Raw genomic sequence first — 23,045 nt, forward strand, 5'->3', positions numbered from 1 at the left:
GCCCCCGATCGGGAGCGGGCTCTGCGGCTTCACCGCAGCCGGGGCAGAACTACATGCCCATGCCGCCGGGGCCCGGAGCGCTCGGCTCCTTCTCCTCACGCGGCTTCTCGGCGACCATCGCTTCCGTCGTGATCATCAGACCCGCCACGCTCGCCGCGTTCTGCAGCGCCGTGCGCACGACCTTGGTCGGATCGATCACGCCAGCCTTGAACAGATCCTCGTAGGTGTCGGTTGCGGCGTTGTAGCCGAACTCGCCCTTCCCTTCCTTGATCTTCTGCACGACGATCGATCCCTCGACCCCCGCGTTCTCGGCGATGGCGCGAGCCGGTGCCTCGAGCGAGCGGGCGACGATCTCGACACCCTGACGCAGGTTGTCGCTGACCTCGATCTTGCGCAGCGTCGGCAGGCAGCGCAGCAGCGCCACACCGCCACCGGGGACGATGCCCTCTTCAACGGCCGCGCGCGTGGCATGCATGGCATCCTCGACGCGCGCCTTCTTCTCCTTCATCTCGGTCTCGGTCGCCGCGCCCACCTTGATCACCGCCACGCCACCGACGAGCTTGGCCAGCCGCTCCTGCAGCTTCTCCCGGTCATAGTCCGAGGTGGTGTCCTCGACCTGCCGGCGAATCTGCTCACAGCGACCCTGGATCTCCTTCTTGCCACCGGCGCCGTCGACGATGGTCGTGTTGTCCTTGTCGACCGTCACCCGCTTGGCGCGGCCGAGGTCTTTGAGGGTCAGGTTCTCCAGCTTCAGACCGAGGTCCTCAGTGATCGCCTGGCCACCCGTGAGCACCGCGATGTCCTTGAGCATTTCCTTGCGGCGGTCGCCGAAGCCCGGGGCCTTGACGGCACAGGCCGAGAGCGTGCCACGGATTTTGTTGACGACGAGGGTCGCCAGCGCTTCCCCGTCGACGTCCTCAGCGATGATCACCAGCGGGCGTCCCGCCTTGGCGATCTGCTCGAGGACCGGCAGCAGATCCTTCATGCTCGAGATCTTCTTCTCGTGGATCAGGATGAAGGGATCATCCAGGGCGACTTCCATCCGCTCGGCGTCGGTGACGAAGTAGGGCGAGAGGTAGCCGCGGTCGAACTGCATGCCCTCGACGACCTCGAGCGTGGTCTCCATCGCCTTGGCTTCCTCGACGGTGATGACGCCTTCCTTGCCGACCTTCTCCATCGCCTCGGCGATGATGCGGCCGATCGTCTCGTCGCCGTTGGCGCTGATCGCACCGACCTGGGCGATCTCCTGCTTGCCCTTGGTCGGCTTGGACATCTTTCTCAGCGCCTCGATGACCTTCTCGACCGAGAGGTCGATACCGCGCTTGAGATCCATCGGATTGTGACCCGCCGCGACCAGCTTCAGGCCCTCGCGGTAGATCGCCTGTGCCAACACAGTCGCGGTGGTGGTGCCGTCGCCGGCCACATCGGAGGTCTTGGAGGCGACCTCCTTGACCATCTGCGCGCCCATGTTCTCGAACTTGTTCTCGAGCTCGATCTCCTTCGCGACCGTGACGCCGTCCTTGGTCACGGTGGGCGAGCCCCAGGACTTGTCGAGCACTACGTTGCGCCCCCGTGGACCGAGCGTAACCTTGACCGTGTCGGCCAGCAGGTTGACGCCCTTCAGGATCGCTGCGCGGGCTTGTTCGTCGAATGCAATCTGCTTCGGTGCCATGTCTACCCCCCTGACCTACTCAATGATGCCGAGGACTTCGTCCTCACGCAGGATGAGGTGCTCTTCGCCCTCGATCTTGATTTCCGTACCTGAGTACTTTCCGAACAACACGCGATCGCCGACCTTGACGGCCAGCGCGCGCAGCTCGCCATTCTCCAGCACTTTGCCGCCACCTACGGCTGATACCTTGCCCTCGATCGGCTTTTCCTTCGCCGTGTCGGGGATGATGATCCCGCCCTTGGTCGTCTCGTTCTCGTCGATGCGCTTGACGAGGAGCCGATCCTGAAGAGGCCGCACTTTCATGAGTCTTCCTCCTTCTCTTGCTCAACTGCTTGCCAAGCCTCTTGCCAAGCTTCTTGCTCGGCTTCTTGCTCGGCATTCTTCGGAACTGCTTGATCAACCTTGCTCAACGGGGCCGCCAGAGGGCCGGCTCGTCAGCGCTTGCCCAACCCCGCCAGCCCTGGCCCACCACTACTTGCTTCGCGTACTTGCTTCGCGTACTTGCTTCGCGTACTTGCTTCGCGTACTTGCTTCGCGTACTTGCTTCGCGTACTTGCTTCGCGGAAGCGCCGGTTCGGGCGTCCCCATATCCGCTCCTGATACCCGCTCCTGCGTCGACCACCCCCTGGTCCCCCCGCAGGCGGCGCTGATATAAACACGCTGCCCCCCACCGTCAACCCCCCCCGGATCGGTTTTTCTGCAGTTTCGGTGCAGTCGGAGCGCTGCGACGGCCGCCAGTCACGGCGCTGGCAGCGCAGCTGGAATCCCGAGACAGGGCTAAAGTTCACGACCGAGGGCGACGATGAGACAGACGGGGGGTCTTGCGCGGCGCGCAGACCAGAGGTGCCCGAATGAGCCGAGCCATTGTCGCGCTCACCGCTCCGGACGAGTTCTTCCGAGAACTCATCGAGCTCGTGCTGGCGCATCACGGGTTGAGACCGCACGACGCCACCGCGGCCTACCTGGTCCGCTTGCTCTGCGAGCTGGTCCAACGTCCCGTCGACGAAGTCGTCCGGCCACTGGCGCACGCGCTAGCCCAGAGCCGCGCGATTCCCCCCGCCAGCCGCATCGCCGAGCTCCTGCGCATCGGCGAGGACACCTTATATCTCACGAGCTTCTTCCGTCAGAACCTGCGGCGACGAAAGCTCGACGTGGCCTACTATGAGGCCCTTGGCGGCGAGGCCTACAGCCTCCTTAGCCGGCTGACCGCGCCTCCTGCGGCCCACGGATCGATGCACCTGGTGTTCGGCGAGCTATCGGAGGCCTTTCCGCGCTTCGCCGGCGTGCTCGCCGAGGTCCAGCTCCACGGGCTTCCGGCGACCGACCTCGGCGCGGTCTACGAGACCTGGCTGGAAACGGGAAGCAAGCTGCTCGAAGCGCGTCTCCGCGATGCCGGCATGGTAGCGCTGCGCCCCCGAGGGTCACCTGACGACAAGAACTAGCGCGCCGGGCCGGCCGTCGACCTCAACGGAGACCCCTGCCGGCTCAGCGCCGGCACCCCATTGCCATCTGCTGCGTTGTGTGGTGCCCTGCGCAGCGCCCGAGCCGGGGAGGTTGGGTCCGAATGAGCCGTATCAGCACCAAGCCGCCCAGCGGCACGCGGGACTTCCTACCCACGGACCTCGCCCGCCGGCGCCATGTCGTGAGCGTGGTCGAAGCGGTCTTCGGCCGTTACGGTTTCGTCGCGCTGGAGACGCCGGCGATCGAAAACCTCTCCACCTTGCTCGGCAAGTACGGCGAGGAAGGCGATCAGCTGCTCTACCGGCTGCTGCATCGGCGCGACGCGCTGACCAGAGCGCTCGCCACCGAGGGTGTGAGCGAGGGGCAGCTCGCCGACCAGGGGCCTGCGCTACGATCTGACGGTGCCGCTCGCGCGGGTCGTCGCCGAGCACCGCGAGCTGCCACGCTTCTTCAAGCGCTACCAGATCCAACCGGTGTGGCGCGCAGACCGCCCGGGGCGCGGTCGCTTTCGCGAGTTCTACCAATGCGACGTCGACATCGTCGGCGCCGACGGTCCGGTCGCCGAGGCAGAGGTCTGCGCCGCGGCCGCCGAGGTGCTCGCTCGGCTCGGCTTCGACGACTTCGCGCTGCAGCTCAACCACCGCGAGCTCTTGCGAGCCTTGGTCAGCGCCGCCGGGATCGACCCGTCACAAGAGGGCACGGCTCTCGTCGCGGTCGACAAGCTCGACAAGCTCGGCCGCGCCGGCGTGGAGCAGGAGCTGGTCCAGCGGGGGATCGGCAGCGCTGCTGCGCAGCGCCTGCTGGCGCTGCTCGAGGGCGCGCCCACCGCGGACAATGACGCCTGCGTCTGCTGGCTGCGGGAGCAGCTCGGGACGAGCTCCGCCGCTGCGCTAGCGCTACCGGCGCTCGATCAGCTTGCCGCGCTGCTCGAGCTGCTGGCGGCGACACCGGCCGCCGCACACGTGCGGCTCAATCCCGCCCTGGCCCGCGGGCTGAGCTACTACACGGGCCCCATCTTCGAGGTCACGCTGCGCGACCTCGCGGGCAGCGTCGGTGGCGGCGGGCGCTACGACAACCTGATCGGGATGTTTGGCAACCAGCGCATTCCCGCGGTCGGCTTCTCGCTCGGCCTCGAACGCATTCTGCTGCTGCTCGACGAGCGCGGGCTCTATCCCGCGCGGAAGACCGGACCCGAGCTGCTCCTCTGTTGGTTCGGCGTGGAGACGAGCGCCGTGGTGCGCAGCGCGCATGCCCTGCGCGCCCAGGGGCTGCAGGTGGAGGTCTACCCGCAGCCGGCCAAGCTGGCCAAGCAGCTACAATACGCCAGCGCGGCGGGGGTCGGCGCGGCAGCCGTCGCGATCCTCGGCGCCTCCGAGGCGAGCGCGGGCACGATCACCCTCAAGCAGCTCGAGTCGGGCCGGCAAGTGACAGTGCCTGAAGCCGAGGCTGCGGCCCTGCTTCGGGGCTGGACATAGCAGGCCGTCAGGACTCGATCGCTAGCGCGCTCTTCCGCTGGCGCGCTCTTCCGCTGTTTCGCATTTCAGCGGCCTCGTCGGGGCGGCGCTCTACTCGGCAGCGGCTTCGCCGCCAGCAGCGCCTTCACCGCCACCGCCTTCGCCACCAGCAGCGCCGACGGCGCGCGTGCGGCCCGAGGCACGGGTGGTGCGACGCACGGCACCGGTGCTGCGACGGCGCGGGCGCGGGGCGCGTGGATCGACGCCCTGCTCGCGCAAGCGCTGCTCGCGGACGGCGAGCAGCTCGAGGGCCTCGTCCAGCGTCAGCTTGGCCGGATCGCGCGTGCGCGGCACCGAGGCGTTGACCTGCCCGTCGGTCACATAGGGACCGAAGCGCCCGTTGCGGACCTCGATCGGGGTATTCGTCGTCGGGCTGTCCCCGAGACGCGCGAGCACGGCGTTGCGCGCCTCGCGCTGGCTGGGTTGGCGGGGCTGCGCCAACAACGCCACGGCCTCGTCGAGGGCGATCGCCAAGAGCTGCTCGTGGCCAGTCAGGCTCCGCGTCTCCAGGCGCCCCTCCGGGGTCACCATCGAGACGTAGGGGCCATAGCGACCGTCCTGCACGCTGACCTCGAGGCCCGTGTCCGGGTGCTTACCCAAGATCCGCGGAAACGACAACAGTAGCAACGCCTCGTCGAGCGTCAGCGTCTCCGGGCGCATCGTCGGCCAGACGCTGACCATCTTCGGCTTGCTGCCCTTCTTGACGTTGCCCTTCGGCGTCAGCTTCGGATCGTCGAGCTGCACGTAAGGCCCGTAGCTGCCGCTCTTGATGTAGACGGTCTTGCCGCTGGTCGGATCGACGCCCAGCACGCGATTGGACTGCTCCGCCTGCTGCAGCATGCGCTCGGCGGCAGCGAGGTCGAGCGCGTCGAGCGACACGTCATCGGCCAGGCTGACACGACGATCGGTGTCGCCCACCTGCAGGTAGGGTCCATAGCGACCGACGCGAGCGGCGAGCGCCTGGCCGTCAGCCAGCGTGCCGAGCGGCAGCGCACAGACCTCGCGGGCGTCGATCTGCTCGACACCGCTGCCCGTCAGTCCCATCAGTCCGACCTCGGCCAGGCGCGCGCGCGGCTGCAGCGCCGCCGGACGCTTGACCTCGGGCGAGGCCTCGCCCGGCGCCGGCGCGACGGGGCGGGGCTTGCGCGCGCCGCGCTTGGCCGTCGCATCGATCGCGACCACCGGACTGGGACGCGGGCCATCCTCGCCATAGTAGAAGCGCGAGAGCCAGGGCGTCGACGGCTGCTCGCCGCGTCCGATCGCGTCGAGCTCGTTCTCCATTCGGGCCGTGAACTCGTAATCGACGAGATCCTCGAAGTAGCTCTGCAGCAGCCGCACGACGGCGAAGGCCGTCAGCGTCGGCACCAGCGCGCTCCCTTGCTTCCAGACGTAGCCGCGCTCCTGGATGGTCTGAATGATCGAGGCGTAGGTCGACGGCCGCCCGATGCCCCGCTCCTCGAGCTCCTTGACCAGGCTCGCCTCGGTATAGCGCGCCGGCGGCTGGGTCACATGCTGCCGCACCTCGGCGGCCTCCGCCATGAGCGGATCGCCCTCGACGAGCGGTGGCAGGACGCGCTCCTTATCCTCGAGCTCGGCCTCCGGATCGTCCGAACCCTCGACGTAGGCGCGCAGGTAACCGGCGAAGCGGAGGACCTGGCCCGAGACCGCCAGCAGCGCGTCGCCCGCGAGCGCTCGCTGCGGCGCGGGAAGGTCGTCAGCGGCGACGGTCGCGCGAATGCGGACCTGGGTGCGCTCACCGACGGCGTCCTTCATCTGCGAAGCGACCGCGCGCTTCCAGATCAGCTCGTAGAGCCGCGCCGCCTCCGGATCGAGCTCGCCACGCAGCGACTCGGGCGTGCGGAAGACCTCCCCGGCCGGACGGATCGCCTCATGGGCCTCCTGCGCGCCCTTGACCTTCGTGGTGTAGAGCCGCGCCTCGGCGGGCAGGTAGTCGGCCCCAAACAGCTCTGTCACCACCTGCCGCGCCGCCTGCAGCGCCTCGCTCGAGAGCGTGGTCGAATCGGTACGCATATAAGTGATGTAGCCGCTCTCGTAGAGCCGCTGCGCCGCGCGCATCGTCCGCTGCGCCGGAAAGCCGAGCTTACGCCCGGCCTCCTGCTGGAGGGTCGAGGTGATGAAGGGCGGGTGCGGTCGCTGCACGAAGGGCTTGCGTTGCACCTCGAGCACCGTCGAGCGGCGGCCTTGCAGCGCCGCCGCCAGCCCCTTCGCGGCGCTCTCGTCGAGCAAGAGCACCTGCTCGGCCCGCGCGCTCTCCGTGAGCTCGCCCGTGGACGGCGCGAAGTGGCGCCCCGCCGCGACGCGGCGGCCTGCAACCTCTTGCAGCTCGGCGACCACGGTGCCGCCCTGCCGTTCCGGAGCCTGGTCGCGTAGGGTCAGCGCGACGCTGCAATACGCACCGCTCTTGAACGCTAGGCGCCGCTCCTCGCGCGTTACGACCAGGCGCACCGCGACCGACTGGACGCGGCCTGCCGAGAGCCCGGGGCGAATCTTGCGCCATAGCACCGGCGAGACCTCGTAGCCGTAGAGTCGATCGAGGATGCGCCGCGCCTCCTGCGCCTCGACGAGATCGCGATCGACCTCGCGCGGCGTGCGCAGCGCCTGCTCCACCGCGCGCTTCGTGATCTCGTGGAAGACCATCCGCCGCACCGGCACCTTGGGCTTCAGCACCTCGACGAGGTGCCAGGCGATCGCCTCACCCTCGCGGTCTTCGTCCGTCGCGAGGTAGACGACCGAGGCCTGCTTGAGCAGATCCTTCAGGCGCTTGACCTGGGCGGCCTTCTCGCTCGGTACGACGTAGAGCGGCTTGAAGTCGTTCTCGACGTCGACCCCGGTTCGCGCCCAGGGCTTGCCGCGATGGGCGCTGGGGATCTCCGCGGTGCGCGAAGGGAGGTCGCGGATGTGCCCAACGGACGAGGCCACGACATAGCCAGACCCGAGCAGGCGCGCAATCGTGCGCGCCTTGGCGGGTGACTCAACGATGATCAGAGGTTGTGCCACTGGAATCGGGTCCTACGCAGCCCGCCGATCGTCGGCGCGGCGGCATTCAATAAACCGCATTGCCAGCGCTGTAAAGGGCGGCGCGCGCCGCCGGCGCCGACTGATCCGTGTTTGACACCCTGCGCCAAAACACGGAACCTTCGAGAACATGAGGGAAGTCAGTCGTCGCTGTCCGATCTGCGCGCAGGCCTATGCCGAGGAGGAGGAGCGCCTTTGTCCCGTCCACGGCCTGCCCCTGGTCGAACCGAGGCTGCCCGCGCCCGACGCGATCGGCGAGCTGACGGGCCGCGTCCTCGACAGCCGCTACCTGATCGGCGGGTTGATCGGCCGCGGCGGCATGGGCGTCGTCTACCTCGCCGAGAATCTGCGCCTTGGCCGTCGGGTGGCCATCAAGGTCCTGCACCGCGATCTGTCGTCTGACGGCAAGATGCGCCAGCGGCTCTTCCGCGAGGTCCAGGCCACCTGCCGGATCGACCACCCCGCGGTGATCACGATCTTCGACTACGGCGAGGACCCGACCGCTGGCTGCTATCTGGTGCTCGAGTACCTCGAAGGCACGAGCCTCGAGGGCTACCTCCGCCAACACCGCCGGCTGGCGGTGGCCACCGCGTTGAAGCTGACGGCTCAGATCGCCGGCGCGCTGGCCGCCACGCACGGCGCCGGGCTGATCCATCGCGATCTCAAGCCGAGCAATGTCTGGCTGCTGCCCGATGGGCGCGTGAAGGTCCTCGACTTCGGCCTCGTCAAACCGACTGCGGGCAATGAGGACACCAGCTTCGTCACCATCACCACCGCGGGCATGGCGCTCGGCACACCGTGGTACATGGCGCCCGAGCAGGCGTCCTTCCGGCCGCTCGACCCGCGGAGCGACATCTACAGCCTCGGCGTGGTGCTCTACGAACTGCTGACGGGCCGGACCCCCTTCATCAGCAGCAATCCGCTCGAGGTTGTCCTGGCGCAGCGTAACGACCCGGCCCCGCTACCGCGTGAGCTCAGCCCGCCGGTCGAGCTGCCACAGGCCGTCGAGCTACTGCTGCTGCGACTGCTGGCGAAGGACCCGGAGCGGCGGCCGCAGAGCTGCGCCGAGCTGATCGACGAGCTCTATGGCATCGCCCTGGAGAACGATATCGAGCTCGGCGAGGTCCACGTCGTACCGAACGCGGAAGCCTCGCCGCCGCGCGAGCTGCGTGAGGATCCGCACGCGACGCTGATCGACGAGGCCCTGCCCGCGCCGCCCGAGCCCCTCGAACACACGCTCGCCGCCGCCCTCGAGCAACGCCGCGGCGAGCTGACGGAGCGGGTCCTCGTCGAGCTGCGCCAGGCGTTTCCGCACTATCGCGCGCTCGAGCTGCTGCCGCTGCGCGCCAGCATCGATCGGGTCCTCCGCGTCGTGGCCAGCGCCTTGCTCAGCGAGGGCGAACCCTTGCTGCCCGACGCGCTCAAGCAGCTGGCCGACGAGCGCACCGAGCAGCAGTTCACGATCGTCGAGGTCCTCGGCTCCTTCTTGCTCGGCTGGAACGTCTGCCGTCCTCTCTTCGCCGAGGTCGTCCAGCACGATCCACTGCAGCTCGTAGCGCTGCAGGAGCGCGCCGACCGCCGCATCCTGGCGCTCTACCTGCGCCTCGTCGAGCACTACTTCGCGCGCTTCAATGGACGGTTGATTCGCCTCAACGACCTGCTGACCCGGCGCAACAGCCAGCTCCAGGCGATCCGCCAGGAGATGACCGAGCAGGTGCGGGCGACCTCGGGTCAGCTCGCTGAGGTCGAGCGCCTCAAGGCGCGGGTTGTCGACGGCATCTCCTCGGGGCTGCTGCTCGTCGATGACGAATCCCGTCGAATCATCCTCTGCAATCGCGCCTTCGAGCGCATTTTCGGCATCCCCGCCGCCGACCTGATCGGCCGAACCCTCGACCACGCGCTCGGCTTTGTCGAGGGCATACCGCAGGACGAGCTCGGCGAGCTGCTGCGACTGCACGGCGAGATCGGTCTGCGTAAGCTCCGCGTCGCGCTCAACGGCGGGGCTCACCGAACGGTTTACCTGCGCGGCGAACGCTTCGAGGCGCCGCGCGGCGGCACACCGCAGCTGCTCTTCGTCGTCGATGACGTCACCGAGCGCGAGCAGATCATCAACAGTTTTTCACGCTACGTCTCACGCGACGTCGTGCGCCGCGTGCTCAAGCTGCAGGGCTCCGTGCAGCCCTCCGGCGAGCGCGTGCAGGCGGCGCTGCTGGCCTGCGGTCTCGAGGGCTTCGGCGGGCTGCTCGCCGGCCTCGATGCCGAGGCGGCCACGCTGCTGCTCAGTGAATACCTGCGGCTGATCGGCGACGCCGTGTTCCGCCACGGCGGCATCGTCGAGGCGGTGGTTGGCGATGCCGTGCTGGTCTACTTCGCCCAGCCCCGCGGTAGCTGCGCGGGCGCCCTGAGCGCCGCACAGGCGCTCTGCCAGGACGCCGACATCTTCAACGCGCAGCGCCGCGCGCGCGGCGAGCCCGTGCTCCCGATCGGCCTCGGCGTTCACGTCGGCGAGATCCTGCTGCTCAATGTCGGCAGCGATGACTGGATGGCACAAACGATCGTCGGCGATGCCGCTGCGCTGACCCGCGCGCTGCAGCGTGCCGCGGCGGCCGGCGAGGTCCTGCTAAGTGCTGCTGCTGCTGCTGCTGCGGGGCCCACCGCTGTGCTGGCGCCGGGACCCACGATCGACACCGGCAAGGGCCGACAGCCAACCTTCCGGATGGCAAGCTCCCGTATGGTCGACGCGCGTACGGTCGACGCGGGCATGCTCGAGGTGCGAACGGTCGAGACGACCTCTAGCCCCCCGGATCCGGGCGCGCCGTCCAAGGCGGAGGCCGCGAGCTAGGGGCTCAGCCGCGGGCCACGAGCACCCTCGCTACTTGATCTTCGCTTCCTTGAACCAGACGTGCTTCCGTGCGACCGGGTCGTACTTCTTGAAACGCAGCTTGTCTGGCGTCGTGCGCTTGTTCTTCGTCGTCGTGTAGAAGTAGCCAGTCTCGGCCTCCGAGACCAGGCGAACCTTCTCACGCTGCTTGCTCTTGGCTGCCATCTCCCCGCCCTCCGCTGCTTATTCCGCGACAACCGCTGCTGGTGCCGGTGGCGCACTGACCGCCGCCACGACGCTCGCTGCCAGCGCCAGCGGGACCTCGTCGTCCTCAGGCGCGTCAACGTCGACGGTAAGGCGCCGGTACGCCCCGAGACCCGTGCCGGCCGGAATCAACCGACCCATAATCACGTTCTCCTTCAGACCGCGAAGGTAGTCGACCTTGCCCGCCACCGCGGCCTCCGTCAGCACCTTGGTCGTCTCCTGGAATGACGACGCGCTGATGAAGCTCTCGGTCGAGAGCGAAGCCTTCGTGATTCCCAGAAGGAGCGGCTCGCCGGTCGCCGGTCGCCCGCTCTCCGCCAACACGCGCTTGTTCTCGTCGTCGAACTGCCACTTCTCGACCTGCTCGTCAACGAGGAAACGTGTGTCTCCGACCTGGGTCACGCGCACGCGCCGCAGCATCTGCCGAACGATGACCTCGATGTGCTTATCGTTGATCTTGACGCCCTGCAGTCGGTAGACCTCTTGAATCTCGTCGACCAGGTACTTCGCCAGGGCCTTCTCGCCCCGCACCCGCAGGATGTCGTGCGGGTTGGCCGCCCCATCCATCAGCGGCTCACCGGCCCGCACGCGATCACCCTCGCGCACCGCCAGATGCTTATTCTTCGAGATCAGATACTCCGAGACGTCGCCGACGTCCGGCGTGATCACGACCTTGCGCTTCCCCTTGCTATCCTTGCCAAAACCGACGATGCCGTCGATCTCGCTGATGACCGCATGATCCTTCGGCTTGCGCGCCTCGAAGAGCTCAGCGACGCGGGGCAGACCACCCGTGATGTCCTTCGTCTTCGTCGTCTCGCGCGGAATCTTCGCTACCACGTCACCGGCGACGACGACATCACCTTCATTGACGAAGATGTTGGCGCCGACGGGCAGATGATAGCGCGCCACTCCATTGCCCCCTGGCAATGCCACCGGATCGCCACCCTCGCGGTCGACGATCGCGATCGTCGGACGGATGTCGGGATCTTTGTTCTCGCGAATGACCTTGCGCGAGAGCGCGGTGACCTCGTCGAGTGACTCGGTCATGCTGACGCCCTCGATCACGTCCTGGAACTCGATCACCCCGCTGACCTCCGTCACGATCGGCATCGCGAAGGGGTCCCACTCCGTCAGAATCGCCCCGGGCTTCACGCGCTGACCGTCCCGCACCGGCAGGTGCGCCCCGTAGACCAGCGCGTAGCGCTCGCGCTCACGGCCGGAGTCGTCCTGGACGACGACCTCCGCGTGCCGGTTCATCACCACGAGCACGTCGCGCTCGCCGGCGCGGAAGGGCACCGTCGTGCAGTTCTCCAGCCGAACCGTGCCCTCCGTCCGACACTCGAGGGTCGACTCCTCGTGCCGCACCTGACCGACGCCGCCGATGTGGAAGGTGCGCATCGTCAGCTGCGTACCCGGCTCGCCGATGCTCTGTGCGGCAATGATGCCGATCGCCTCGCCGATGTTCACCTCGTAACCACGGGCCAGGTCGCGCCCATAGCACTTCGAGCACACGCCGCGCCGACTCTGGCAGGTCAACACCGAGCGGATCGTGATCCGGTCGATGCCCGAGTCCTCGATCACGCGCACCTTGTCTTCGTCGATCTCCGTCGTCCCGGGGACCAGCACATCCTCGGTGATCGGATCGACCACGTCGTCGAGCGAAACGCGGCCGAGGATCCGGTCGCCCAGCCGCTCGATGACCTCCCCGCCCTCGACCAGCGCCGTGATCTCGAGTCCATCGAGCGTGCCGCAGTCGAACTCGGTGATCACCGAATCCTGCGCGACGTCGACCAGGCGGCGCGTGAGATAACCGGAGTTCGCTGTCTTCAACGCCGTATCCGCCAGCCCCTTGCGAGCGCCGTGCGTCGAAATGAAGTACTGCAACACCGACAGACCCTCGCGGAAGTTGGTCGTGATCGGCGTCTCGATGATCTCACCGGAGGGCTTGGCCATCAGCCCGCGCATCCCGGCGAGCTGGCGGATCTGCTGGGCCGAACCGCGTGCTCCCGAGTCGGCCATGATGAAGATCGGGTTGAAGCTCGGCATCGTGCGCTCGGTCTGAGTGCGCTCGTCGTGCAGCGTCTCCGTGCCGATCTCCTTCATCATTTCGCCGGCTACAGCCTCGGAGACCTGCGCCCAGATGTCGACCACCTTGTTGTAGCGCTCGCCGTCGGTGATCAACCCCTCCGTATACTGCTCCTCGATCTCCCGCACCTCGTCGCCGGCCGTGCTCAAGAGCCGCACCTTGGCCTGCGGAATCACCATGTCATCGATCGAGATGCTGACTCCGGCGCGCGTGGCGTAGTGGTAGCCGAGCGTCCGCAGCTTGTCGGCCAGCAGCACGGTCTTCTTCTCGCCGCACTTTCGCACCGCGGCGTCGATCAGCTCGGTCAGCTGCTTCTTGCCCATCACGCGGTTGACGAGGCGGAAGGGAAGCTCCGAGGGGACGATCTCGAAGAGCAGGACGCGCCCGACGGTCGTACGCTCGAGCTTGCCGCCCACCCGCACCTTGATCGCCGCGTGCAGGTCGACCTGGCCGTGGTCGAAGGCCATCCGGACCTCGTCGCTGGAGGCATAGACCCCCGCCAGCGTCGTGTCCTTACTGGGATCCTCGCCCTCATTGCCCAACGCCCCGCGCGCGAAGGCGCGCTCGCGCGTCATGTAATAGAGGCCGAGAACGATATCCTGCGAGGGCAGGATGATCGGCTTGCCGTGAGCGGGGCTGAGGATGTTGTTCGTCGACATCATCAGCACGCGCGCTTCCATCTGCGCTTCCATCGAGAGCGGCACGTGGACCGCCATCTGGTCGCCGTCGAAGTCTGCGTTGTAGGCGGCGCAGACGAGCGGATGGAGCTGAATCGCCTTGCCCTCGATCAGCACGGGCTCGAAGGCCTGAATCCCCAGTCGGTGCAGGGTCGGTGCGCGGTTGAGGAGAATCGGGTGCTCTTTGATCACCTCTTCGAGGATGTCCCAGACCTCGGGGCGCTCCTTCTCCACCAGCTTCTTGGCGGACTTGATCGTCGTGACCAGGCCGCGCTCCTCGAGCTTGTTGTAGATGAAGGGCTTGAAGAGCTCGAGCGCCATCTTCTTCGGCAGCCCGCATTGATGCAGCCGCAGCTCCGGACCAACGACGATCACGGAGCGTCCCGAGTAGTCCACCCGCTTGCCGAGCAGGTTCTGCCGGAAGCGCCCCTGCTTGCCCTTGAGCATGTCGGAGAGCGACTTGAGCGGACGCTTGTTCGGACCGGTAATCGTCTTGCCACGCCGCCCGTTGTCGAAGAGCGCGTCGACCGCCTCCTGCAGCATCCGCTTCTCGTTGCGAATGATGATCTCCGGGGCGTTGAGCTCCTGCAGCCGCTTGAGTCGGTTGTTGCGGTTGATCACCCGGCGATAGAGGTCATTCAGGTCGGAGCTGGCGAAGCGACCGCCGTCGAGCGGCACCAAGGGTCGGAGGTCCGGAGGGATGACGGGCACGACCTCGAGCATCATCCACTCGGGCCGGTTGCCCGAGGCGCGGAAGGCCTCGAGGACCTTGAGGCGCTTCGCGATCTTCTTGCGCTTCGCCTCGGAGCTCGTGTCGCGCATCTCGATCCGCAGCTCGTCAGCGAGGCCCACGACGTCCAGCCCCGCCAAGAGCGCGCGGATCGCCTCTGCCCCCATACCGGCGGAGAAGGCGTCGGCACCGAGTTCCTCGGTCAGCTGCGAGAGGCGATCCTCGCTCAGCAGCTCACAGCGCGCGAGCCCGCTGTCCTTCGGATCGATGACGATGTAGGCCTCGCAGTAGAGCACCTTCTCGAGGTCTTTGAGAGCGATGTCGAGCACATTACCGATGCGCGAGGGAAGGCTCTTGAGGAACCAGATATGCGCCACCGGCGTGGCCAAATTGATGTGCCCGAGCCGCTCGCGCCTGACCTTCGACTGGATGACCTCGACGCCGCACTTCTCGCAGACGACACCGCGGTGCTTCATCCGCTTGTACTTGCCGCAAAGACACTCGTAGTCCTTCACCGGTCCGAAGATCTTGGCGCAGAACAAACCATCGCGCTCGGGCTTGAAGGTCCGATAGTTAATCGTCTCGGGCTTCTTGACCTCGCCGTGCGACCACTCGCGGATCTTGTCCGGGCTCGCCAACGAGATCCGGATCGCGGCGAAGCTCAGCGGGTCGCGCGGCTTGTCGAAAAAGTCGAAAATGCCTTTCACGGACAACTCCCTTGCAGCGGCGGCACAGGCCCACCGTCATCCAACGTGATCAGAAGCCAGGCAGGCTGAGACGCGGCGCCGAACCGGGCGACGGGACGACCGAGGGCTCGGCCGTCGGCTCACGAACGGTTCCGTCCTCTTCGATCAGCTCGACGTTCAGGCAGAGGCTCTGCAACTCCTTGAGCAGGACGTTGAAGGACTCGGGCAGCCCCGCCTCGAGCACGTGCTCACCCTTGACGATGCTCTCGTACATTCGCGTCCGACCGACAACGTCGTCGCTCTTGACCGTCAGGAACTCCTGCAGCCCATGCGCCGCGCCGTAGGCCTCGAGCGCCCAGACCTCCATTTCGCCCAAGCGCTGGCCGCCGAACTGAGCCTTTCCGCCGAGCGGTTGCTGCGTCACTAGCGAGTAGGGTCCGATCGACCGGGCGTGGATCTTGTCGTCGACGAGATGGTGCAGCTTGAGCATGTACATCACGCCGACCGTCACGTCGTGGTCGAAGGGCACTCCCGTCAGCCCGTCGAAGAGCACGGCTTGCCCGCTCCGTGGCAGGCCCGCCATCGACAGCGCCTCCTTGATCTCAGCCTCACGCGGGCCGTCGAAGACGGGCGTGGCGACGAAGATCCCGTTGCGCACCTTGGCGGCGAAGCGCCCGACGTCCTCATCGGCGAGCGAACCGATGAACTGATGCGCCTGCTCAGTCGTATAGAGCTTGCGGAGCTTTTCACGTAGCACCGCCGGGCTCCACTCGCTCCGCAGATAGCGGTCGATTTGTTGCCCGAGCTCGCGCGCCGCCCAGCCCAGATGGGTCTCGAGGATCTGTCCGACGTTCATGCGCGAGGGCACGCCGAGCGGATTGAGGACGATGTCTACCGGGGTGCCGTCGGGCAGGTAGGGCATATCCTCCTCGGGCATGATCCGGCTGATCACCCCCTTGTTACCGTGCCGGCCGGCCATCTTGTCGCCGACCGCCATCTTGCGCTTGATCGCGACGTAGACCTTGACCATCTTGATCACGCCGGGCGGCAGCTCGTCGCCCTTCGTCAGCTTGGCGATCTTCTCGTTGTAGAGCGTCTCAATCGCCGCGACGTCCGCCTCGCGTTGCGCGGCCAGGCGCTCGAGCTGCTCCTCGACCTCGCCCGCCTCGGCGACGGGAATCGTCGCCCAGTACTTGCGCGGGACCTCGGCGAGCACCTGCTCGTCGAGCGCCGCGCCACGCTGCAGCAGCACTTTCCCGCGATCGTCGACGACCCGAGCCGCGGTGCTGCGACCGCTGAGGAGACCAGCCATGCGCTGATAGTAGGAGTCGCTGATGATCTTGATCTCATCACGCTGGTCGGCCAGCAGCTTCTCCTTCTCTTGGTCGAGAATATCGCGCGAGCGATCGTCCATCTCCGTCCCCTTGCGGGCGAAGACGCGCGCGTTAATCACGATCCCCTGCACACCGGGAGGGACCTTCAGCGAGCTGTCACGGACGTCTCCAGCCTTCTCGCCGAAGATCGCGCGCAGCAGCTTCTCTTCCGGCGAGAGCTGCGTCTCGCCCTTGGGCGTGATCTTCCCCACCAACACGTCACCGGGCTGAACCTCGGCGCCGATGCGCACAATCCCGCTCTCGTCGAGATCGGCCAGCGCCTCCTCGCCGATGTTCGGGATGTCGCGCGTGATCTCCTCTTTGCCCAGCTTCGTATCGCGGGCGATGCACTCGAACTCCTCGATGTGAATCGAGGTAAAGACGTCTTCCTTGACCAGCCGCTCGCTGACGAGGATCGAATCCTCGAAGTTGTAGCCACCCCAGGGCATGAAGGCGACGAGCACGTTCTGCCCGAGGGCCAGCTCGCCCGACTCGGTCGCCGGACCATCCGCCAGCACGTCCTGCGTCCGCACGACGTCACCCTTACGGACGATCGGCTTCTGGTTCATGCAGGTGTTCTGGTTGCTGCGTTGGAACTTCGTCAGACTGTAGATGTCTGGCTTGGCAGCGAGCGGATCGCTCCCCTCGGTGACCATCGGCCGCACCACGATTCGAGCAGCATCGACCGACGCCACGACGCCGTCGCGACGCGCCACCACCGTCACGCCGGAATCCCGAGCGACGATGCCCTCCATCCCGGTGCCCACCAGCGGCGAACGCGAGCGGATCAACGGCACGGCCTGCCGCTGCATGTTCGAGCCCATCAACGCGCGGTTCGCGTCGTCGTTCTCGAGGAAGGGGATCAGCGACGCCGCCACTGACACCAGCTGATTGGGCGAAACGTCCATCAGCGTGACGTCCTCGGGGCGCACCATCACGAAGTCGCTGTCGTGCCGGCAGCTCACGAGGTCGGTAATGAAGCGATTGCCTTCGAGCTGGGCGTTCGCCTGAGCGATGTAATGGCCCTCCTCCTCCAGCGCGGAGAAGAAGCTGACCTCGGCCTCGACGCGACCGCCGACCGCCTTACGGTAGGGCGTCTCGATGAAGCCGTACTCGTTGACGCGGGCATAGGTCGAGAGCGAGGCGATCAGGCCGATGTTCGGCCCCTCCGGCGTCTCGATCGGACAGACCCGACCGTAGTGCGTCGGATGCACGTCGCGCACCTCGAAGCCCGCCCGCTCTCGCGTCAAGCCGCCCGGTCCGAGCGCCGACAAGCGGCGCTTATGCGTCACCTCGGAGAGCGGGTTGTTCTGGTCCATGAACTGCGAGAGCTGACTCGATCCGAAATACTCCTTGACCACCGCGCTGACCGGCTTGGCGTTGATCAGGTCATGCGGCATCAGATACTCGATCTCTTGCGACATGCTCATCCGCTCCCGGATGGCGCGCTCCATACGCACGAGACCGATACGATACTGGTTCTCCATCAGCTCGCCGACCGCACGCACGCGGCGGTTGCCGAGATGGTCGATGTCGTCGATCGTTCCGCGACCGTTCTTCAGCTCGACCAGGTAGCGGAGCGTCTCGGTGATGTCGCGCTTGGTCAGCACGCAGTTGTCGAGGGGCTCCTCGCTCTTGAACTTGTAGTTCAGCTTGAGCCGCCCGACCTTCGAGAGATCGTAGCGATCCGCGTTGAAGAAGAGGTTCTGAAACAGGTTGCGCGCCGTCTCGACCGTCGGTGGATCGCCGGGCCGCAGCCGCCGGTAGATCTCCATGATCGCCTCGTCGGGCGTGTTCAGCTTATCGGCGATTAGCGTGTCCCGCAGATAGCTCCCGACGTTGAGGTTATCGATGAAGAGCACCTTGAGCTCGCGGATCTTCTGATCGCGCAGGCGATCGAGGACCTCTTCGCTGACCTCCTCGTTGCACTGCAGCAGTACCTCGCCCGTCTCGGGGTCAACGATGTCGTGCGCCGCGACCTTGCCGATCAGCTCCTCCACCGCCATCGAGAGCCGGTCCATCCCGGACTCCTTGAGCTTGCGGATGGCGGCCTTGGTGAACTTGCGGTTCTTGCGAACGATGATCTCGCGCGTCTCTGGATGCCGGATGTCGCGCGTCGCCCGCTGGCCAGGGAGGATGTCGAACTCGATGCTCTTCGAGTACTTCTTGCCCTGCTCGAGGTGGATCGTCTCGGTGTCGTAGTACATGTTGAGCAGCTCCTCGGTGGAATAGCCGAGGGCGCGCAACAGTACCGTCGCATGCAGCTTGCGCCGGCGATCGATGCGTACATAAAGGAGATCCTTGGCGTCGAACTCGAGGTCGAGCCAGCTCCCGCGGTAGGGGATGACCCGCGCGCTGTAGAGCAGCTTGCCCGTCGCATGGGTCCGACCCTTGTCATGGTCGAAGAAGACGCCCGGGCTGCGGTGGAGCTGGCTGACGACGACGCGCTCCGTCCCGTTGATGATGAAGGTGCCGTGCTCCGTCATCAGCGGGATCTCGCCGAAGTAGACCTCCTGCTCCTTGACGTCGCGGACCGAATGCTCGCCGGTCTCCTCATTGACGTCGCGGAGCACGAGCTGCACGGTGACCTTGATCGGCGCGGCAAAGGTCATCCCGCGCTGACGGCACTCGTCGACGTCGTACTTCGGACGCTCGAGGTGATACTTGACGAAGTCCAGCGAAGCCGTCTCGGAGAAGTCCTTGATCGGAAAGACGCTGCGGAACACGCCCTGGAGGCCGATTTCCTCGCGCTCCTCGGGGGCCACGTCGACCTGCAGGAACTTCTGGTAGGAGCGCTTCTGGATGTCGATAAGGTTCGGGATATCGACGATTTTCGCGATCCGACCGTAGTTCTTGCGGACGCGGAAGTTGTTCTGAATCACGCTTCCCATGGATCCCCTCGGAGCGCCGCTGCTCCTCGCGCGAAGGCGTCAAGCGCGCCCGATCGTCGATCGGGGGCGTCGGTCCAACTATCAGCACAAAAAACACGGACGCGCGGCGCGAAGCCTGATGCTTCGCCCGCGGCCCGTTGCTGCGCGCTCTCGCTCAAGCCGGCTTGATTTCGGCGGTCCCGCCAGCGTCCGTCAGCTTCTTGGCGATCTCCTCGGCCTCGGCCTTGGCGACCGCTTCCTTGACGGCCTTCGGCACGCCCTCGACCAGATCCTTGGCCTCCTTGAGGCCGAGGCTCGTCAGCTCGCGGACGGCCTTGATCACCTGGATCTTGTTGGCTCCGCAGCCGGTGAGAATCACGTTGAACTCGGTGGGCTCCGCCGCCACGGCGGCCGCTGGTCCCGCGCCAGCCGCTGCGCCGGCGATGGCCACGGGCGCCGCGGAGACGCCCCACTTCTCCTCGAGGTCCTTCGTGAGCGCGGCGATATCCATCACGGATAGGTTGCTCAGGTAGTCGATAACCTGCTCTTTGCTGATCTCGGTCATGGTCCTCTCCCCTATCTTTCCCTTGCGGCGTGTCGCCCGCGTCTAAGCGGGACGTCGTGGAAACAGTCGCTCGCGTGCGATCGAGTGCGACTGCTTGATCATTTCTCGAGCGAATCGTTGCTCCGGCGTGCGAGCGCGGATTCGCGGACACTCGTCGTCGCTCAGCCCTCGCCTTCGCTCTTGCCCTCGGTCTCGCCACTGGTGAGCTTGCGCTCCCGTGCCTGAAACGCGTAGAGCAGGTTGAGCGGCGCGGCCGCCAGTAGGCGCACGAACTGCTGCGCTGGGGCAAGCAGCGTCGCGAGGAGCTCGCCACGCAGTTGGTCCTTGCCCTTCATCTCCGAGAGCTGCTTGACCCCCGCGGGGTCGAGGAGCTTCCCGTCGACGTAGCCACCCTTGATGGTCAGCTTCGGCAGGTCGCCCTCGAACTTCGCGATCACCTTGGCCGGAGCCACGGGGTCGAGATAGGAGAAGGCGATGGCGGTCGGGCCAGCCAGCAAGGGTCCCACGACGTCCATCGGCGTGTTGCCGATGGCGCGCTTCACCAGCGTGTTCTTGACCACTCGATAGTGGCAATCCGCGCCGCGCAGAGCACGTCGCAGGTCGCCGGTCTGCTGGGCGTTGAGCCCGCGGAAGTCGGCCATCACCAGCGACTGGGCCTGCGCCAGCGCTTGCTGAAGATCGGCCACCTCGGCGGCCTTTTGTTCGGTGTTCACGCTCTCCCCCTACGCCTTCGTGACCTGACCGACGACCTCGGCCGGATCGAGGCGCACGGAAGGTCCCTTGGTCGTCGAAAGCGCGATGCTCTTGACGTAGGTCCCCTTCGCCGACGCCGGCTTCAGCTTTACGAGCAATTCCATCACCGCCAGGACATTCGCCGAGAGCTTCTCCGCGGCGAAGGACGCTCTGCCGACCGGCGCATGCACGATCCCGGCCTTCTCCACGCGGAACTCGACGCGACCGGCCTTGAGCTCGCGTACGACCTTCGCCACATCGAAGGTGACCGTGCCAACCTTCGGGTTGGGCATCAGCCCGCGCGGTCCCAGCACGCGGCCGAGTCGGCCGACGACGCCCATCATGTCGGGCGTGGCCACCGCGGCGTCGAAGTCGAAGAAGCCGCCTTGAATCCGCTCGGCGAGATCCTCGGCTCCGACCACGTCGGCGCCGGCCTCACGCGCTTCATTCGCCTTATCGCCCTTGGCGAAGACGGCGATGCGGAGCGCCTTGCCCGTGCCGTGCGGCATCACCACAGCGCCGCGCACCATCTGGTCGGCATACTTCGGGTTGACGCCGAGCCGGACGGCAACGTCCACGGACTCGTCATACTTCGCGCAGGCGAGACCCGGCACCAGGGCACAGGCGTCCTGCAGTGAATAACGGCGCTGGCGGTCCACCTTGGCCGCCGCCTCGCGATATTTCTTCGATCTCTTCGCCATCGCCTGCTCCCTGCTAACCTCGGCCCCAAAAGCTGGCCGCTAGTCGATCACCTGGCTGCTAGTCGATCACGTCCAGGCCCATCGAACGTGCCGTGCCGGCGATGGTGCGCGCGGCCTGGTCCACATCCTGAGTGTTCAGATCGGGCAACTTCGTCCTGGCGATGTCGCGCACCTGCGCCATCGACACCTTGCCGATCTTGTTCTTGTTCGGCTCCCCCGAGCCCTTTTCCACCCCTGCCGCCTTCAGCAGCATGACGGCCGCCGGCGGGGTCTTGGTGATGAAGGTGAACGAGCGGTCCGAGAAGATCGTGATGACGACCGGCGTCACCGTGCCCTTGTCGCCCTGCGTGGCCGCGTTGAAGGCCTTGCAGAACTCCATGATGTTTACGCCGTGCTGCCCGAGCGCCGGACCCACGGGTGGCGAAGGATTGGCCATCCCGCCCGGGATCTGCAGCTTCACCATGCCGGTAATTTTTTTCACCTGCCGCTCCCTTTTGCCCTAGGCCTAGGCCTTCTCGACCTGCCCGAAATCGACCTCAACCGGCGTCGCACGGCCGAAGATGCTCACGAGGACCCTGATCTTCTGCTTCTCGGGCCGAACCTCTTCGACGATTCCCGTGAAGTTGGCAAAGGGTCCCTCGGTCACTCGGATGTTCTCGCCCTCGTCGAAGGTGATGCGGGGCTTCGGCTTGGTCGCCCCCTCTGTGATCTGCCGATTGATACCGGCGATCTCTTCGTCCTTGACCGGGACGGGCTTGTTACCGCCCAGGAAACCCGTGATCTTCGGCGTGTTCTTGACCAGATGGAACGCGCCCTCGTCCATCTCCATCTGCACGAACATATAGCCCGGATAAAACTTTCGGGTCATCGTGCGGCGCTGGCCACGGACCATCTCGACCACCGACTCGGTGGGGATCAGCACCTCACCAAAGCGCTCCTGCATTTCGGCGTTGCGAATACGATCGAGCAACGACAATCGGGCCTTGTTCTCGTGGCCCGAGTAAGTGTGTACGGCGTACCACTTGTGCCGTGACGGCACAGCCGGTGCGGCGGCCGCCACTTCGCCGCCGTCTGGCGCTTCGCCAGCCACCGGCTCGCCGCCAGCCACCGGCTCGCCGCCAGCCACCGGCTCGCCGCCCACTGCCGGCTCACCAGCTACTTGCTCTCCGTCCACCGCTGCGGCGGCCATCGGCGTCTCTTCGGATGCGTCGGATACCATGATTCGTTCTGCTTCGCCTTGCTGGAGCCTGCAGTCGGCTGCCGCTAGCTGAGCCTCAGGTGTAGATCGGCCCTCAGGTGTAGATGAGTGCCGTCGCCCAAGACCAAATCACATCGAAAAGGCTGAGCACCAGGGACGCCACCACCGCGGTCACGAGCACCACCAGCGTCGCCGCCTTGGTCTCCTTCCCGGTCGGCCAGGTCACCTTCGAGAGCTCACCCACAACTTCGTTGGCGCGCTCAAAGGTCTCCGCCTTGCGCCACTGGTGAACGGTGATTGCACCAGCAATCAGGCCGCCGCCCAAGATGACGACAATATCGACCGGCCGAGCGAAGAGCCCCCAGATCCAGTCGATCGTCTGCGCCAGCACAAAGGCCAGCAGCAGCCCACCGACGAGGAAGATCATGTGTACCCACTTCGAGCTTCCCATCCTGATCCTCGCTCACGTCACCGGCAGGGCAGGAGGGACTCGAACCCCCAACACGCGGATTTGGAGTCCGCTGCTCTACCATTAGAGCTACTGCCCTAGATTATGGGGGGTCCACCCGGGACCCCCCGCGGCGCCAAGACCGGGTCTCAGCGTCGGACCGACCGGCACGCGGGCCTGTTCACGCTCGCGTAGCCGCTTCCTCGCGTGG

At 66.4% G+C, this 23,045-nt stretch carries 15 protein-coding genes, 1 tRNA gene and 1 pseudogene; 4 read left to right on the top strand and 13 right to left on the bottom strand.

From position 1 onward, the window contains the following. Positions 1-49: 49 nt before the first annotated feature. Both groL and groES read right to left on the bottom strand, forming a co-directional pair. Complete coding sequence (gene groL / locus IPL40_12185; GenBank protein ID MBK8481920.1) at positions 50-1,672, bottom strand: chaperonin GroEL; 1,623 nt, start codon at positions 1,670-1,672, stop codon at positions 50-52. A 15-nt stretch (positions 1,673-1,687) separates the two neighbouring features. Then, the gene (gene groES, locus IPL40_12190; GenBank protein ID MBK8481921.1) at positions 1,688-1,975 is read right to left on the bottom strand and encodes a co-chaperone GroES; all 288 of its coding nucleotides are present in this window, start codon (positions 1,973-1,975) and stop codon (positions 1,688-1,690) included. Positions 1,976-2,523: 548 nt separating this feature from the next. Here groES and IPL40_12195 point away from each other — a divergent pair. From IPL40_12195 to IPL40_12205, 3 genes and pseudogenes are all read left to right on the top strand, one after another. Further along, the gene (locus tag IPL40_12195; protein MBK8481922.1) at positions 2,524-3,114 is read left to right on the top strand and encodes a hypothetical protein; all 591 of its coding nucleotides are present in this window, start codon (positions 2,524-2,526) and stop codon (positions 3,112-3,114) included. A 122-nt stretch (positions 3,115-3,236) separates the two neighbouring features. Next, a pseudogene (locus tag IPL40_12200) lies at positions 3,237-3,443 on the top strand (ATP phosphoribosyltransferase regulatory subunit). Between the two features lie 91 nt (positions 3,444-3,534). Then, positions 3,535-4,608: an ATP phosphoribosyltransferase regulatory subunit gene (locus IPL40_12205; protein MBK8481923.1), complete on the top strand. Its 1,074-nt coding sequence runs from the start codon at positions 3,535-3,537 to the stop codon at positions 4,606-4,608. 90 nt (positions 4,609-4,698) lie between these two features. On the opposite strand, the gene topA is transcribed toward IPL40_12205, so the two are convergent. Beyond that, on the bottom strand, positions 4,699-7,665 hold the full coding sequence (topA, locus tag IPL40_12210; GenBank protein ID MBK8481924.1) for a type I DNA topoisomerase: 2,967 nt from the start codon (positions 7,663-7,665) through the stop codon (positions 4,699-4,701). 148 nt (positions 7,666-7,813) lie between these two features. On the opposite strand from topA, the gene IPL40_12215 reads away from it, so the two are divergent. Further along, a complete protein-coding gene (locus IPL40_12215; GenBank protein ID MBK8481925.1) occupies positions 7,814-10,525 on the top strand; it encodes a protein kinase in 2,712 nt (903 codons plus the stop codon). A gap of 30 nt (positions 10,526-10,555) precedes the next feature. Here the strand turns inward: IPL40_12215 and rpmG are convergent, their stop codons facing one another. The 10 genes from rpmG to IPL40_12265 all read right to left on the bottom strand — a co-directional run bounded on the left by rpmG (position 10,556) and on the right by IPL40_12265 (position 22,934). Then, positions 10,556-10,729: a 50S ribosomal protein L33 gene (gene rpmG / locus IPL40_12220; protein ID MBK8481926.1), complete on the bottom strand. Its 174-nt coding sequence runs from the start codon at positions 10,727-10,729 to the stop codon at positions 10,556-10,558. 18 nt (positions 10,730-10,747) lie between these two features. Beyond that, positions 10,748-14,968 carry a DNA-directed RNA polymerase subunit beta' gene (rpoC, locus tag IPL40_12225; protein MBK8481927.1) on the bottom strand — a complete coding sequence of 1,407 codons (4,221 nt, stop codon included), beginning with the start codon at positions 14,966-14,968 and terminating at the stop codon, positions 10,748-10,750. Between the two features lie 49 nt (positions 14,969-15,017). Continuing rightward, positions 15,018-19,211 (bottom strand): DNA-directed RNA polymerase subunit beta, encoded by a 4,194-nt coding sequence (gene rpoB, locus IPL40_12230; protein ID MBK8481928.1) that lies wholly within the window; start codon positions 19,209-19,211, stop codon positions 15,018-15,020. A gap of 154 nt (positions 19,212-19,365) precedes the next feature. Further along, complete coding sequence (gene rplL / locus IPL40_12235; GenBank protein ID MBK8481929.1) at positions 19,366-19,746, bottom strand: 50S ribosomal protein L7/L12; 381 nt, start codon at positions 19,744-19,746, stop codon at positions 19,366-19,368. Positions 19,747-19,916: 170 nt separating this feature from the next. Continuing rightward, entirely contained in the window at positions 19,917-20,468 is a 552-nt protein-coding gene (locus IPL40_12240; protein ID MBK8481930.1) for a 50S ribosomal protein L10, read from the bottom strand. A gap of 9 nt (positions 20,469-20,477) precedes the next feature. Next, positions 20,478-21,188, bottom strand: a complete 711-nt coding sequence (locus tag IPL40_12245) for a 50S ribosomal protein L1 (GenBank protein MBK8481931.1) — start codon at positions 21,186-21,188, stop codon at positions 20,478-20,480. 58 nt (positions 21,189-21,246) lie between these two features. Then, positions 21,247-21,651 (bottom strand): 50S ribosomal protein L11, encoded by a 405-nt coding sequence (gene rplK, locus IPL40_12250; protein ID MBK8481932.1) that lies wholly within the window; start codon positions 21,649-21,651, stop codon positions 21,247-21,249. 42 nt (positions 21,652-21,693) lie between these two features. Beyond that, positions 21,694-22,377 (bottom strand): transcription termination/antitermination protein NusG, encoded by a 684-nt coding sequence (nusG, locus tag IPL40_12255; protein ID MBK8481933.1) that lies wholly within the window; start codon positions 22,375-22,377, stop codon positions 21,694-21,696. A gap of 103 nt (positions 22,378-22,480) precedes the next feature. After that, complete coding sequence (gene secE / locus IPL40_12260) at positions 22,481-22,813, bottom strand: preprotein translocase subunit SecE (protein ID MBK8481934.1); 333 nt, start codon at positions 22,811-22,813, stop codon at positions 22,481-22,483. A gap of 48 nt (positions 22,814-22,861) precedes the next feature. Continuing rightward, positions 22,862-22,934, bottom strand: a tRNA-Trp gene (locus IPL40_12265). Positions 22,935-23,045: the final 111 nt, after the last annotated feature.

The organism is Pseudomonadota bacterium (genome assembly GCA_016711215.1).
Classification (GTDB): Bacteria; Myxococcota_A; Polyangia.